This is a genomic window from Paracoccus aerius (assembly GCF_014656455.1).
In the GTDB taxonomy this organism is placed as follows: domain Bacteria; phylum Pseudomonadota; class Alphaproteobacteria; order Rhodobacterales; family Rhodobacteraceae; genus Paracoccus; species Paracoccus aerius.
This window is the reverse complement of record NZ_BNCL01000011.1, coordinates 83,745-98,247: the sequence shown is the minus strand read 5'-3', so window position 1 is coordinate 98,247 and position 14,503 is coordinate 83,745. Positions and strand designations below refer to the sequence as shown.

The 14,503-nt window shown below is 66.3% G+C and carries 11 protein-coding genes and 1 tRNA gene; 10 read left to right on the top strand and 2 right to left on the bottom strand.

The genetic code is table 11. The features are described from left to right. Positions 1 to 323: 323 nt before the first annotated feature. The 7 genes from IE224_RS13510 to opgC all read left to right on the top strand — a co-directional run bounded on the left by IE224_RS13510 (position 324) and on the right by opgC (position 10,599). On the top strand, positions 324 to 1,529 hold the full coding sequence (locus IE224_RS13510) for a 3-deoxy-D-manno-octulosonic acid transferase (protein WP_229849383.1): 1,206 nt from the start codon (positions 324 to 326) through the stop codon (positions 1,527 to 1,529). Positions 1,530 to 1,565: 36 nt separating this feature from the next. Next, entirely contained in the window at positions 1,566 to 1,973 is a 408-nt protein-coding gene (locus IE224_RS13505) for a DUF1178 family protein (RefSeq protein WP_167622693.1), read from the top strand. Between the two features lie 123 nt (positions 1,974 to 2,096). After that, positions 2,097 to 3,353, top strand: coding sequence for an aspartate kinase (locus IE224_RS13500; RefSeq protein WP_167622692.1), 1,257 nt, complete (start codon positions 2,097 to 2,099; stop codon positions 3,351 to 3,353). Between the two features lie 63 nt (positions 3,354 to 3,416). Further along, on the top strand, positions 3,417 to 5,663 hold the full coding sequence (gene ptsP, locus IE224_RS13495) for a phosphoenolpyruvate--protein phosphotransferase (protein WP_167622691.1): 2,247 nt from the start codon (positions 3,417 to 3,419) through the stop codon (positions 5,661 to 5,663). A 192-nt stretch (positions 5,664 to 5,855) separates the two neighbouring features. Then, positions 5,856 to 7,376: an OpgD/OpgG family glucan biosynthesis protein gene (locus tag IE224_RS13490; RefSeq protein WP_167622690.1), complete on the top strand. Its 1,521-nt coding sequence runs from the start codon at positions 5,856 to 5,858 to the stop codon at positions 7,374 to 7,376. Beyond that, positions 7,352 to 9,469 (top strand): glucans biosynthesis glucosyltransferase MdoH, encoded by a 2,118-nt coding sequence (gene mdoH, locus IE224_RS13485; RefSeq protein ID WP_191311081.1) that lies wholly within the window; start codon positions 7,352 to 7,354, stop codon positions 9,467 to 9,469. Before IE224_RS13490 ends, mdoH begins: the two co-directional genes overlap by 25 nt. Continuing rightward, positions 9,466 to 10,599, top strand: a complete 1,134-nt coding sequence (gene opgC / locus IE224_RS13480) for an OpgC domain-containing protein (protein ID WP_191311080.1) — start codon at positions 9,466 to 9,468, stop codon at positions 10,597 to 10,599. The genes mdoH and opgC overlap by 4 nt, the downstream gene beginning before the upstream one ends. Before the next feature lie 32 nt (positions 10,600 to 10,631). Here the strand turns inward: opgC and IE224_RS13475 are convergent. Further along, positions 10,632 to 10,705: transfer RNA gene (locus IE224_RS13475), tRNA-Cys, on the bottom strand. Between the two features lie 122 nt (positions 10,706 to 10,827). Between IE224_RS13475 and IE224_RS13470 the strand changes: the two genes are divergently transcribed. The 3 genes from IE224_RS13470 to IE224_RS13460 are packed head-to-tail and all read left to right on the top strand — an operon-like array spanning position 10,828 to position 13,771. Then, positions 10,828 to 11,481: a protein-L-isoaspartate O-methyltransferase family protein gene (locus tag IE224_RS13470; protein WP_167622687.1), complete on the top strand. Its 654-nt coding sequence runs from the start codon at positions 10,828 to 10,830 to the stop codon at positions 11,479 to 11,481. Continuing rightward, positions 11,478 to 12,878 (top strand): TolC family outer membrane protein, encoded by a 1,401-nt coding sequence (locus tag IE224_RS13465; protein WP_229849382.1) that lies wholly within the window; start codon positions 11,478 to 11,480, stop codon positions 12,876 to 12,878. The genes IE224_RS13470 and IE224_RS13465 overlap by 4 nt, the downstream gene beginning before the upstream one ends. Positions 12,879 to 12,901: 23 nt before the next feature. Then, positions 12,902 to 13,771, top strand: a complete 870-nt coding sequence (locus IE224_RS13460) for a hypothetical protein (RefSeq protein ID WP_191311079.1) — start codon at positions 12,902 to 12,904, stop codon at positions 13,769 to 13,771. Positions 13,772 to 13,813: 42 nt separating this feature from the next. Here IE224_RS13460 and IE224_RS13455 read toward each other — a convergent pair whose 3' ends face one another. Then, positions 13,814 to 14,395: an NADPH-dependent FMN reductase gene (locus IE224_RS13455; protein ID WP_191311078.1), complete on the bottom strand. Its 582-nt coding sequence runs from the start codon at positions 14,393 to 14,395 to the stop codon at positions 13,814 to 13,816. Positions 14,396 to 14,503: the final 108 nt, after the last annotated feature.

Here is a 14,503-nt window from a genome sequence, read left to right as displayed (position 1 = left end):
TTCAATCGACTATTTATCCTCCTAACTAAATGGTAAGATTTGCAAAAATGGGCTCATCAAAATGTTCCCGCCATTGCAGGTGAAAATGGCAGAAGGGCCAATCCTGCTGCCCCTTTGCCATTTCAACCGGATTCAAAATACTCCGATAACATACAGAATCACGATGACGACGACGGGAACACCCAACCACCAGGCGACTAATCCTTTCATCCGAACCTCCTGAAATTGTGTTGTTGAAAAACCAACGTCATCTTTTTCGGATGGTTCCTCGCACCCCCTCCTGCCCGACCACAGCATCTTGACGAGGGACGTACGGTCTTGGCATGGCTTGGACCTTCATGATCTATCGCGCCGCTGCCGCCATTCTTGAACAAGGGCTTCGTCTCCGCGCCAGCGTCGGGCGGCCGGAAACGCTGCGCGAACGGCTGACGCTGATGGACGTGCCGCGCGCCGATATCTGGATCCACGGGGCCTCGGTGGGCGAGCTGACATCGGCGCGCCCGGTGATCGAGGCTCTGGCGCAGTCGCATCGCGTGCTGGTGACGGCAAACAGCCTGACCGGGCGGGACATGGCGGCAGGCTGGGGAACGGCGGCGCGCCTGGCCCCCATGGACATGCCTGGGGTGCTGAGGCGGTTTCTGGCGCAAGCGCAACCCAGATTGCAGGTCACCGTCGAATCCGAGTTCTGGCCGCTGCGGTCGCAGGCTCTGGCCGGTCGCGGCATTCCCCAGGCCATGATCGGCGCGCGTTTGTCGCAGCGGTCGGCTGCCCGCTGGGCGCGGCTGCCGGGGATCATCGCGCCGATGCTCGGCCGGCTTGCGGGCCTTTCGGCGCAAGACCCGGACAGCGAGGCGCGGCTGCTGGCGCTTGGCCTGCCGCCTGCTGCCATCCTGCCCCGGCTTGACCTGAAGCTGCTGACCCCCGCCCGCATCCGGCCGCCCCGGCCCGACCCCCATCGCGACCGCACGCTGCTTGCGGCCTCGACCCACGAGGGAGAGGAGGCGCTGATCCTCGACGCCTGGACGGCGGCGCGTCGGCACCATCCCGACCTGCGGCTGATCCTGGCCATCCGCCATCCGCAGCGTGGGGACCAGGTGTCCGCCCTTCTGGCACAGCGCGGGATCGCACATCAACGGCGCTCGGCCGGCGACAGCGGTGGCGACGTGCTGCTGGCCGATACCCTGGGCGAGATGGACCGCTGGTATGCCTCGGCCGGCCTCTGCTTTGTCGGCGGCTCTTTGACGGACAGGGGCGGCCATACGCCCTGGGAACCTGCGGCCCATGCCTGCGCGATCCTGCATGGTCCGCATCTGTCGAACTTCCGCGACGCCTATGGGGCACTGGACGGCGCGGGGGCTGCCCAGCCCGTCGATGCAGGCAGCCTTGTCCAGCAGGTTATCGCGCTTGCAGGCCATCCCGACCGGGCGCGGCAGATGGGCTGGGCGGCGCGCGCCGTGCTGGACGATCGCGCGGGCGATCCGGCAGCCCTGATCGCGCATCTGCGGGAACTTGCAGGCAAGCCCCGCTGACCCGATATAGGCAGGGAAGGAAACAGGATTGAACTGATGATCCGCTATGCTTTGCGCTGCGAGAAAGGCCATGACTTCGACGGCTGGTTCCGTTCCTCGGACGCGTTCGAGACGACGCGGGCGGCTGGTCACGTCGCCTGCACGCAATGCGGATCCTCGCAGGTCGAGAAATCCCTGATGGCCCCGGCCGTTCCTGCCGCGAAAAAGGCGGAACCCGCCATGAACCCTGTCGAGGCCGCCCTGCACGCCCTGCGCCAGCAGGTCGAGGCGAACAGCGACTATGTCGGCCTGAAATTCGCGGACGAGGCCCGCGCCATGCACGAGGGCCGCGTCCCCGGTCGCGCGATCCACGGCGAGGCCAAGCCCGAGGAGGCCCGCAAGCTGATCGAGGATGGCGTCCCGGTGGCGCCCTTGCCCTTTATCCCGCGCCAGAAGACGAACTGACGCCGGCTGCGGGGCGCGCTTTTTCACATCAGCAAGCGCGGCCATCCCCTTTCCGCCCTTGCGGTTTCGCCCCCCCGCCCATAAAAGCCGCGGCCAGCAGAAACCCCTGGCTGGAGGCCCGCGATGCCGCTTCTGGTGATGAAATTCGGCGGCACTTCCGTTGCGGACCTGGACCGCATCAAGAACGCCGCCGCGAAGGTGCAGCGCGAGGTCGAGCGCGGCTATGACGTGATCGTCATCGTCAGCGCCATGTCGGGCAAGACAAACGAACTGGTGGGCTGGGTCGAACAGACCTCGCCCTTGTTCGACGCGCGCGAATATGACGCGGTCGTCAGCTCGGGCGAGAACGTGACGGCCGGCCTGATGGCGCTGACCCTGCAGGAAATGGGCGTGCCCGCGCGGTCCTGGCAGGGCTGGCAGGTGCCGATCAACACCACCGCCGCCCATTCGGCTGCGCGCTTCGTGGACATTCCGCGCGCCAATATCGACCAGAAATTCGCCGAAGGCTTCAAGGTCGCCGTGGTCGCAGGCTTCCAGGGGCTTGGGCCCGACGGGCGCATCACCACGCTGGGCCGGGGCGGGTCGGACACGACCGCCGTGGCATTTGCGGCAGCCTTCGCGGCCGAACGCTGCGACATCTATACCGATGTGGACGGCGTCTACACGACCGACCCGCGCATCACGTCCAAGGCCCGCAAGCTGGACAAGATCGCCTTCGAGGAGATGCTGGAACTGGCATCCCTGGGCGCCAAGGTCCTGCAGACCCGGTCCGTCGAATTGGCCATGCGCTACAAGGTGCGGCTGCGCGTGCTATCCTCGTTCGAGGACACGGACGAGAATTCGGGCACCCTGATCTGCGATGAGGAAGAAATCATGGAATCGAAAGTCGTCAACGGCGTCGCCTCCTCGCGGGACGAGGCCAAGATCACCCTGGTCACGGTCGAGGACCGGCCCGGCATTTCCGCCGCCATCTTCGCGCCCCTGGCCGAAGCCGGCGTGAACGTGGACATGATCGTCCAGAACATCTCGGAAAAGGACTACGAGGATCATCCGGGTTCGGTGACCGACATGACCTTTTCGGTCCCCATCAACCAGGTCGAGCGGGCCAAGCGCGCGATGGAGGAGGCCAAGGCCTCGGGCCATATCGCCTATGACGAACTGGTCGTGGACACCGAGGTCGCGAAGGTCTCGGTCGTGGGCATCGGGATGCGCAGCCATACGGGCGTCGCCGCCAAGATGTTCAAGGCGCTTGCCGATGAAAACGTCAACATCAAGGTGATCTCAACCAGCGAGATCAAGATTTCGGTGCTGATCGACCGCAAATATATGGAACTGGCCGTGCAGGCGCTGCATGATGCCTTTGGCCTTGAAGCGGCCTGATACCCGGTTGACAGCGTGCCTGACGGCATCTGCGGGCAAGAAGCAAGGCAGGGCAAGAAGGCAATGCAAGACCGCAAGGACAGCGATTCACGCAAGCTGTTGCAACGGTTGAAGGACATCCTGGCTGCCCCCGGCGGCGGCCAGGACCGGCTTGACCAGATCACCCATCACATCGCCGATTCGATGGGAACGCAGGTCTGCTCGATCTACCTGTTCCGCGATCCCAACACGCTGGAACTGTGCGCGACCGAAGGGCTGCGGCCAGAATCCGTCCACCGCACCCGGTTGCGGCTGGGCGAAGGCTTGGTTGGCCGCGTGGCCCGCACGGGCCGGCATGTGAACACGGCCGACGCACCGTCGGAACCCGGCTTCCGCTTCATGCCGGAAACGGGCGAGGAAGTGTTCCCCAGCTTCCTGGGCGTTCCGATCCAGCGGGTGGGCGAACGCCTGGGCGTGCTGGTCGTCCAGTGCCGCGAAGCGCGGCTGTTTTCCGAAGACGAGATCTATGGCCTGGAAGTCGTGGCCATGGTCCTGGCCGAGATGACGGAATTGGGCGCCTTCCAGGGCAGCCAGTCGGATTCGATGCCGCCCAAGCACCGCTTCCCGCTGATGATCCGCGGATCCACCGGCCAGGAAGGCGCCGCCGAAGGCCGGGTCTGGCTGCACGAGGCGCGCGTCGTCGTAACGAACCCCGTGGGCGACGATCCCGACCGCGAAAGCGCGCGGCTGCACGAAGGCGTGGCGATGCTGCGCAGCACCGTGGACAAGATGGTCGCCGCCGCCGACATGGGCGGCGAGGGCGAACACGCCGCCGTTCTGGAAACCTATCGCATGTTCGCCCATTCGCGCAGCTGGCTGAAGCGGATGGAGGAGGATATCCAGCTTGGCCTGTCCGCCGAGGCCGCGGTGGAAAAGGAACAGTCCGCTGCCCGCGCCCGGCTGGAAATGGCTGCCGATCCCTATCTGCGCGAACGGCTGCACGATCTGGACGACCTGTCGAACCGGCTTTTGCGCATCCTGACGGGGCAGGGGGCCGATACCGGGGCCGAAATGCCCGACAACCCGATCCTGGTCGCCCGCAACATCGGCCCGGCGGAACTGCTGGAATACGGCCGCCGCCTGAAGGGCGTCGTGCTGGAGGACGGGTCCGTGGGCAGCCATGCGGCCATCGTGGCGCGCGCCCTGGCGATCCCGCTGGTGATCCACGCGCCCCGCATCACGACCGAGGCGCTGAACGGCGACACGATCCTGGTCGACGGCGACCAGGGCATCGTTCACCTGCGCCCCGAGGAAAGCGTCCACAAGGCCTTCCTGGACAAGATCGCCATGCAGGCCGAGGCGCAGAACCGCTATGCCAGCCTGCGCGGGTTGCCCGCGACCGGCACCTGCGGGACGACGGTCCAGCTTTACATGAATGCCGGCCTGATGGCCGACCTGCCGTCGCTGGCGGGATCAGGGGCCGAGGGCGTGGGCCTGTTCCGCACCGAGTTGCAGTTCCTGATCCGCAACCACGTCCCCCGCAGGGGCGAACTGGCCGAGCTTTACCGCCGCGTCATGGACAATGCCCAGGGCAAGCCGGTGATGTTCCGCACGCTGGACATCGGATCCGACAAGGTCCTGCCCTACATGAAGCCGCAGGACGAACCGAACCCGGCGATGGGCTGGCGTGCGATCCGAGTGGGCCTGGACAAGCGCGGCGTCTTGCGGATGCAGTTGCAGGCGCTGATCCGCGCATCCGTGGGCCGGCCGCTGCACGTCATGTTCCCCTTCATCGCCGACATCGGCGAATACGAGGCCGCCTACAAGATCCTGATGCAGGAACTGTCGCGCGAACAGCGTCTGGGCCATCCGATGCCCACCGACATCCGCGTGGGCGCGATGCTGGAAACGCCGTCGCTGGCCTTCGCGCCCCGCAAGTTCTTCGAGATGTGCGACTTCATCTCGATCGGGGGCAACGACCTCAAGCAGTTCTTCTTTGCCGCCGACCGGGAAAATGAACGGGTGCGGCGGCGCTATGACACGCTCAGTTCGTCCTTCCTGCTGATGCTGCGCCAGATCATCGCGCGCTGCGAGGAAGCGCGCGTGCCCTTGTCCTTCTGCGGAGAGGATGCGGGACGCCCGGTCGAGGCGCTGACCTTTGCGGCCCTTGGCATCGGACGCCTGTCGATGCGCCCGGCCTCGATCGGGCCGGTCAAGCACCTGATCCGGCGGGTCTCGATCACCGAATTGCGCAAGATCATCGACGAAGGGCTGGATTCGGGAAGACCGAACCTGCGCCGCCCCATCACCGAATGGCTGGCGCAACAATAGGCGGAAAGCCGCGAGACGGGGCAGCGGCGGGCCCGGCTTACCAGTCCCGGCTGGCCGCCCCCCTTTCGGCTTGCGCCTTGCTGCGGCAATGCAGCACCCTTATAATGACACGGTTTTTGGCAACCATCACCTGATATGAAACGCCGTCATTTTCTCAACGCAGCGACCGCCTTGGCCGCAGGAGGGTCGTTCATGGCCATGCCTGCGCAGGCGCAGACAGCAACGGACGAGGCGGCATCAGCCGGCGAGGGGGAAAACACCCCGCCGCCCGCGCCGCCCACCACCTTCGGTTTCGAGGAAGTGGCATCCCTGGCGTCGGAACGCGCCACGCGGGTTTATGAACAGCCGGTTGCCGAGCAGGTGGGCAGCTTTGCCAACCTGACCTATGACCAGTATCGCGCCATCCGCTTTCGCCGCGACCGCGATCCCTTCGCGGGCAACCCGCGCTTTGGCATGGACCTTCTGCCGCCCGGCGCGATCTTCTATGAGCCGGTGAATATCAGCATCGTGCGCGACGGCGTTCCGCACCGGCTGGAATTCGACCCGTCGCTTCTGGAATTCGACCCGTCGCAATTCCCCGATGGGGCGGACCTGCAGAACAAGGGGCAGATGGGATGGTCGGGCTTTCGCCTGCGCACGATCCTGAACCGGCCCGGCGTGATGGACGAGTTCCTGGTCTTCCAGGGCGCGACCTATTTCCGCGCCGTGGCGCGCGGCACGATCTATGGCCTGTCGGCGCGCGGGCTTGCGATCAAGACCGGCAGCCCGGACGGTGAGGAATTCCCGCTGTTCACCGACTTCTGGATCCAGGAGCCGTCCGAGACATCCGAATGGGTGCGCATCTATGCGCTTCTGGACAGCAAGTCGGTGGCCGGGGCCTATCAGTTCGACGTCAATCCCGGTGCTTCGACGATCGTGCGCACGCGCGTGGCGCTGTTCCCGCGGGTCGAGTTGCAGAATACCGGGCTTGCGCCCCTGACCTCGATGTTCTGGTTCGGCCCGGCCAGCCGGCGCGAGGTGGACGATTACCGCCCCGCCGTCCATGACAGCGACGGGCTGGAAATGCATACGGGTGCGGGCCAGGCCCTGTGGCGCACGCTGGGCGCGCACAAGACCCTGCAGATCGCGTCCTTCGTAGACAACAACCCGCGCGGCTTCGGCCTTGTGCAGCGCAGCCGCGATTTCGACCATTACCAGGATCCCGAGGCGCTGTATCACCTGCGCCCCTCGGCCTGGATCGAGCCCGAGCAGAACTGGGGCGAGGGCGAGGTCCGCCTGGTCGAGATACCGGTCGAGAACGAGTTCAACGACAACATCGTCAGCTGCTGGGTTCCGAAGGAACCCTTGGCCCGCGACAAGCGCCACGAGTTCCGGTATCGGCTGATCTTCGCGGCGCTGCCGGCCAATGACCTTCCCCTGGCCAAGGTGCGCCAGGTTCGCAGCGGCCGCTCGATCAATTCGCAGGCTGCGCGCAGCGTGATCGTGGATTTCGACCTGTCGCTGTTTACCGACACGCTGCCGGAATCGCAGGTCACCACCTCGGCCGGGACGATTGTCCATGCCTATCTGAAGCCGCTGCCCGACCAGGGCGTGCTGCGCCTGGCCTTCGAGTTCGAGCCGGGCAATGCTGCGCTGGCCGACCTGCAGGCGGTGCTGACCACGCCCGACGGCGTGGCGCAGAGCGAAACATGGCTGGCTCGCTGGACCGCATGAGCGTCGAGCGCGTTTTCCCGGTCCCGGACCGGATGCCCGCAACCCCGCCCGAATCGCCACTGGCCATGCCGGTGCAGGATTTCGGCGCGCGCCCGCGCCTGGCCTTCCCGCGCGTCCACAACGGCTGGCGCGTCTGGATGGCGCGCCTTGTCAGCTTTGGCGGCACCGCGGCCATCGCCGTGATCGGCTTCATGCAGATGCTGCGGACCTTCGGCGACAATCCGACGCCGATGCAATGGGCGCTGCTGGCGCTGTTCGCCCCCACCTTCGCCTGGGTTGGGTTTTCCTTCTGCAACGTTCTGGCGGGGCTTTTCGCGTCCCGCCTGACGACGCCGCAGGGGCCGAACGACGCCCGCGTCGCCGTCGTCATGCCCATCTATCACGAGGATGCGCAGAAAAGCATCGGCCTGCTGACCGCCCTTGCCCGGGAACTGGAACGCGAAGGCATGGCCGACCGGGCCGAAATATTCGTGCTGTCCGACAGCCGCGACCCGGTTATCGCCGTGAACGAGACGATGGTGATCGATGCGGCGCGCAGGATGTCGCCCCTGCCGATCTGGTATCGCCGCCGCATCACCAACGAGGATCGCAAGACGGGCAACATCGGCGACTTCGTTCGCCGGTGGGGCGGGCGCTATGACCAGATGGTGGTGCTGGATGCCGACAGCATCATGACCGGCGCCACGATCCGCGAGTTGTCCGCGCGGATGAACGCCGATCCCCGTCTGGCGCTGATCCAGACCATGCCGATCCTGGTGGGCGGCGAGACGATCTTTGCCCGCCTGACCCAGTTCGCGGGCCGCGTCTATGGGCCGATGATCGCGCGCGGCGTCTCGGCCTGGTCGGGCGACACGGGCAATTTCTGGGGCCACAACGCCATCATCCGCATGACGGCCTTTGCATCTGCCTGTGGGCTGCCGCGCCTGCCCGGCAGGCCGCCCTTTGGCGGGACCATCCTGTCGCATGACTTCGTCGAGGCGGCGGCTTTGTGCCGCGCGGGCTGGAAGGTGCGTCTGGACCACGACCTGCGCGGCAGCTTCGAAGGCTGCCCGCCGACGCTTCTGGACATGGCCGTGCGCGAACGCCGCTGGGCGCAGGGCAACCTGCAGCATTCCCGCCTGTTCGGGATGCGCGGCGCGCGGGCCGTGACGCTTGCGCATTTCACCATCGGCATCCTGGGCTTCCTGATGAGCCCACTGTGGCTGGCCCTGATCCTGGTGGGTCTGGTCCTGTCGGCCACGGTGCTGCTGTCCACGCCCGAATATTTCCCGAACGCCTATCAGTTGTTCCCCGACTGGCCGGTCTTCGATGCCCGCCGGATGCTATGGCTGTTCGTGGTGTCGATGGCTCTTCTGCTGTTGCCCAAGCTGATCGCCACCTTCCGCGCCTGGCTGCGGCCCCTGGCGCGCAATTCGGGCGGCCCGGTGCGGATCTTCGCCAGTTCCCTGTTCGAGATCCTGCTGTCGGCCCTGATCGCCCCGGTCCAGATGCTGATCCAGACTCGCCAGATCTATGAAATCCTGCGCGGTCGCGACAGCGGCTGGAACGCCCAGGTCCGTGCCGGGTCGATGCCCGACTGGAACGTGGTGATCGCGCGGCATTGGGTTCATGTGGGGCTTGGGATCGGCACCCTGATCGTGCTGGCGCAGTTTTCGCCCGCGCAGTTGATCTGGCTGTCGCCGATCCTGGCCGGGCTGATCCTGTCGCCTGTGACCTCGCGCTATTCGGCAAGCCCCGTCTTTGGCCGTTGGGCGCGGATGCGCGGGCTGCTGGTCACGCCCGAGGAACGCGACCCGCCGGCGGTGCTGTCAGATGCCAGTGCGGTCGTCCGCGCGATGCCCCGCCCCCTGAAGGGCGCGGCGGGCCTGCTGGCCTTTGGCGGGAACCAGGCGCAGATCGACCGCCATGTCGCGCTCTTGCCCGAAAACCCGGTCCTGCCGGAAGACAAGCGCCTGGCCCGCATCACCGCCGGCGCCAAGATCGCCCATGCCGGGACCAAGACGCAGGCCCTGGACTACCTGACCCGCGACGAAACCGACGCCTTGGTGTCGGATCCCGCCCTGTTGCGCCAGTGGAGCGTCCTTCCCCTATGAAGCGGCTGATCGCCCTGGATATGCTGCGCGGCTACGCGCTTGTCTGCATCATGCTGGACCATATGCCGATCTCGGCCATGCGGTGGTTCACGCTGGCCAACTTCTCGATCTTCGATGCGGCGGAACTGTTCGTGCTGCTGTCGGGCTTCCTGGTCGGCATGGTCTGGCTTTCGGTCGAGACCAAACAGGGCCGGCGTGCCGCGCAATGGCGCTTTGGCCGCCGCGCCTTCGAGGTCTGGCGCGCCCTCGTCTTCGGCGGGATGCTGATGGCGCTTGTCTCGGCCGGGCTGCTGGCCCTGGAAATGGACCACACGGCGATCTGGCACCAATATGCGATCTGGGTGCTGGAAAACCCGATCGGCTTCTTCGGGGTGCTGGCCAGCATGTGGCTGCAGCCGAACCTGCTGGACGTGCTGGCGGTCTACGTGATCCTGCTGGCATCGGTCCCGTTCCTGGTGCCGCTGATGCTGCGCTATCCGGTCGGCTTTGCCGCCGGGTCGTTCGTGCTGTGGTGCTTTGCGCCGGTGCTGAACGCCTTTGTCCCGAACCACCGCCTTGGCGGGCTGCTGTTTAACCCCTTCGGCTGGCAGATGCTGTTCTTTTCCGGCATCGCCATGGGCCTGTTCCGCAAGCAGGTCATGCCGGTCCTGATGCAATACCGCAGGCTGCTGACGGTCCTGTCCACGGGCATGTTCCTGTTCGGCACCGCCATCATCATCGGCGCCAAGATCGGCGAGCCCGCGCTTGCCTTCCGCGACGCACTGCGCCTGATCTATGGCGGCGAGATCGGCAAATGGGACCTGGACGGCACCCGCTACATGGCGATCATGGGCGCAAGCTGGCTGGTCGCCGTTCCCCTGGCGGGGATCATGGAGCGCATGGCTGCAAGCCGCCTGGGCGTGGCGCTGCAGCAGATCGGACGGGGCGGGCTGTTTTCCTTTCTCGCCTGCGTGCTTCTGTCGGTGCTGGGCGACGCCTTCCAGATGAACCCGCTGGACCAGGGCATCCTGCGCCGCATGGCGGTCGATGTCTGGGCAATGGTTGCGCTGTGGTGGGTCTCGGCTTTGTGGCTGACCTATGGCGCGCCATGGCAGATGTCCGTCAGGTTCCGGCGCGAAACCAAGGCCTGACGGGCCGGTATCCTTTGGATGGGGGAAACCCTTGGAGGCGGGTACCGGAATCGAACCGGTCTTCACGGATTTGCAATCCGCTGCGTAACCTCTCCGCCAACCCGCCGCCGAAAGGTAGGCATGGAATAGAGGAAGGCCGCGCGGCTTGCAAGACGGGAACGTGCAGCGTTGCGGGACCCCCGGAATCGTGGCAATAAGCCCTAAAGCAGCTCGCAGAGGTTCCCGGAGATGAGCGATTTCGCCATGCGTCGCACCATGATGGTGGACACGCAGGTTCGCCCCAATGATGTCACAAAGTTCCCCGTGATCGAGGCCATGCTGGCGGTCCCGATGGAGGATTTCGTTCCCGCATCCCGCCGCGCGGTGGCCTATACGGGCGAGAACCTGGATCTCGGCGGCGGTCGGGTGCTGCTGGAACCGCGGACCCTGGGCAAGATGATCGACATGCTGGATCTGCAGCCGGACGACCTGGTTCTGGATCTGGGCTGCGGCTATGGATATTCGGCCGCCGTCCTGGCCCGCCTGGTCCAGACCGTCGTCGCGATCGAGGAAAACGCCGAAATGGCCGCCGAATCCGAACGGCGCCTGTCCGAGGCGGGCGTCTTCAACGTCGCGGTGCTGAACGCGCCGCTGGCGCAGGGCGCGCCGCGGCAGGCCCCCTATGACGCAATCCTGATCAATGGCGGCGTCGAGGAGGTTCCGCCCGCGATCCTCGCCCAGTTGAAGGAAGGCGGCCGCATCGCCGCGCTGTTCCTGGAAGGCGCGCTTGGCGTCGTGCGCATCGGTCACTGCTTCGGCGGGCGGGTCGTCTGGCGCTATGGCTTCAACGCAGGCGCGCCCCTGCTGCCCGGCTTCCAACGCGCGCGGAGTTTCTCGCTGTGAGGGGGCTGCGCATCCTTGGCGGATTTGCCCTTGGCGCGGTCATGGCCTTGGGCGGGCAATCGGCGATGGCCGAGTCGCTGGCCGATACGATGGTCGCGGCTTATCGCCACTCGGCGTTGATCGAACAGAACCGCGCCGTCCTGCGCGCCGCGGACGAGGATGTGGCCATCGCGATCTCGGCGCTGCGCCCGGTGGTCCAGTGGACCGCAAGCCATACCGTGCAGCGGGCCGAGGGTCTGACGGGCTATACCACCTCGCGTTCGACCAGCCTGCAGATCGGCGCCGAGATGACCCTTTACGACTGGGGCCGGTCGCAACTGGCCATTGACGCGGTGAAAGAGCAGGTGCTTGCCGCCCGCCAGGGCCTTGTCGCGGTCGAACAGGACATCCTGCTGGCGGCCACAGTTGCCTTTTTTGACATCAGGCAGGCGAGCGAGCGGGTTGCCCTGCAACAGAACTCGGTCGAGGTTCTGACCCGCGAACGCCAGGCCGCGCAAGACCGCTTTGACGTGGGTGAAATCACCGTCACCGACGTGGCTTTGGCCGATGCGCAGCTTGCGCAGACCCAGGCAGGGCTGGCTTCGGCGCAGGGTGATCTGGAAATCGCGCGCGAAAGCTATCTGGCCGCGACAGGTCGGCTGCCTGGCCGTCTGGACGCGCCCCCGCCGCTGCCGCGACTTCCCGCCTCGGTCGACGAGGCGCGGGCGATCGGGCAGCGCAACCACCCCCTGATCGCGCAGGCGCAGCGCCGGGCAGCGGCCGCCGAACTGGGCGTCGCCGCCGCCGCGGCAGAGCGCAATCCCCGGCTGACGGGCAATATCGGGGCGGGCATCACGCGCAGTCCCCAGGCCACGCTGGGTGGTGCCGACGATACCCGCGACAGCGCCTCGGTCGGCCTCACCATGAGCCAGACGATCTATTCCGGCGGGCGGTTGCCTGCCCAGCACCGCCAGGCAATGGCCCAGCGGGATCAGGCGCGGTCGGTGCTGCTGAACGTGTCCCGACAGATCAGCCAGCAGGTCGGCGAATCATGGGCCAACATTGCCGTGGCGCGCGCGCAGATCAGCGCCATCGATGAACAGATCGCCGCAGCCCAGCAGGCCTATAACGGCGTGCGTGAGGAAGCGGCGCTTGGCGCGCGTACCACGCTGGACGTGCTGGACGCGGAACAATCGCTTCTGGAAGCCCGCGCCGACAAGATCACGGCGGAAGCGCAGCTCCAGTTAGCACATTATCAACTTCTCGCTGCTATGGGTCGTCTTACGGTAGAACACCTGAACCTGGGGATTCCGACCTATGACCCTTCGCAGTACTACAACGCCGTGCGCGACGCGCCCTACACCAGCAAGCAGGGCGAAAGCCTTGACCGCGTCTTGCGCGCGATCGGGCGCGACTGATGCCCTGAACGGCGGGGGTCACCATGGCTGATCCCCGCTTCTCGCAGAACGCCGCCCGCCTTTCCGAGGACATCGGCGATGTCCTGACCGCGATCCGCCGCATGATCGCGGACGACGATGCGCTCAGTTCCGCCCGTGACAGCATCCGCGCCGACCGCACCGGCCTGGTCCAGGACGACGCGGGCGAGTTTCTGGCCCGCCGTTACGGCGGCAACGCGGCGCTTGCCCGGCAGATGGTGGAAACGGCCGTGCGTCCCGCGCCGGCCCCGGCGGTTGAGGAGGTGGTCGAGACGCCACCGGTCCCGCAGTTCATCCTCCGCGCCAGGCCCGAGGTCGTTCCCCCTGCGGACGCGGCCCCGCTGCGCCTTGGCGCCGAACGCCGGGTCGAGCAACCCGAGACCCCCAAGCCGTCTGGCTGGCGTTCCTGGCTGCGCCCCGAGCTTCGCGAAGCGGCCCCGCAGGTCGAAGCCGCGCCCGCCCCGGCGGCCGACAGCTTCTCGGCCCTTGTTGACGACAGCGCCGAGGACGAGGACGATTTCGCCGAAGCCTTCGACTGGAAGGCCCGGATGCGGCCCGAGATCGAGGAACCGAAGCCCGTGGCTCTGGCCGCGGGCAAGCTCTCCGAACAGCGGGCGTCAGGCTGGGTGATGTCGCCCGATCACGGTGCCGTCGACACGGTCGCCCATCTGGCCGCCGAGGCTGCGGCCTTCGACGCCGAGCAGCGCGCGGTGGCCGACGCCGACGACGAGGACCGCGCGATCCGCGAGCTTCTGCGAGAGATGGTGCAGGAAGAACTGAACGGCGAACTGGGCCAGCGCTTCTCGGCCAACCTGCGGGCCGTGATCCGGCGAGAGATCGCCGCGGCCATCGACGCCCATCTGGACCGCTTCTGAACGCAGCCGGGCAGCGCCTTGCGGTGCTGCCCGATCCGGATGTCAGGCTTTCGCGGCCTGCAGCGTTTTCGCCCACCACGTCAGTTCTTCCAGCATCGCGTTCAACGAGCCTTCCAGGTTTCCTTCGATCTCGCTCATTGGCGCGTTCGCACCCAAGGGCGAGACCTTGAAGAAGTCTCCGGCGCCGATATGGACGGCATTGCGCAAGGGCACCATCTGAAGCTCGATCCCGATCAGGCGCAGATGCTCCAGGGCGCGGGCGCCGCCCATGCTGCCATAGGCCAGGGCCCCGAACGGCTTGCGGTTCCATTCCTTGTAGGCCTGGTCCAGCGCGTTCTTCAGCGCCCCGGTGATCGACCGGTTATATTCCGCCACCACAAAGACGAAGCCGTCGAAGCCTGCCAGCTTTTCCTGCCAGGCTATGGCGCGCGGATCGCTGGACGGCATCCACAGGTTCGAGGCCGCCTCGTTGAAGAAGGGCAGGTCCTGGTCGCGCAGGTCGATCAGCGCGAAGTCCAGGTCCGGATGGTCCTTGACCTTGTCCAACAGCCACTGCGCGGGCTTGTCTGCAAAGCGCGTGTCTCGGGTTGAACTGATGATGATGCCGATCCGCGGCTTGGTCATGTGCGTCGTCCTTTCCTTATGATGGCGGCGCCAGAATAACCTTGTTTCGCGGACCTGGTTCATCCTTTCGGCATGCGGCGATGCACAGCACGGCCTGCATTCGCGCAC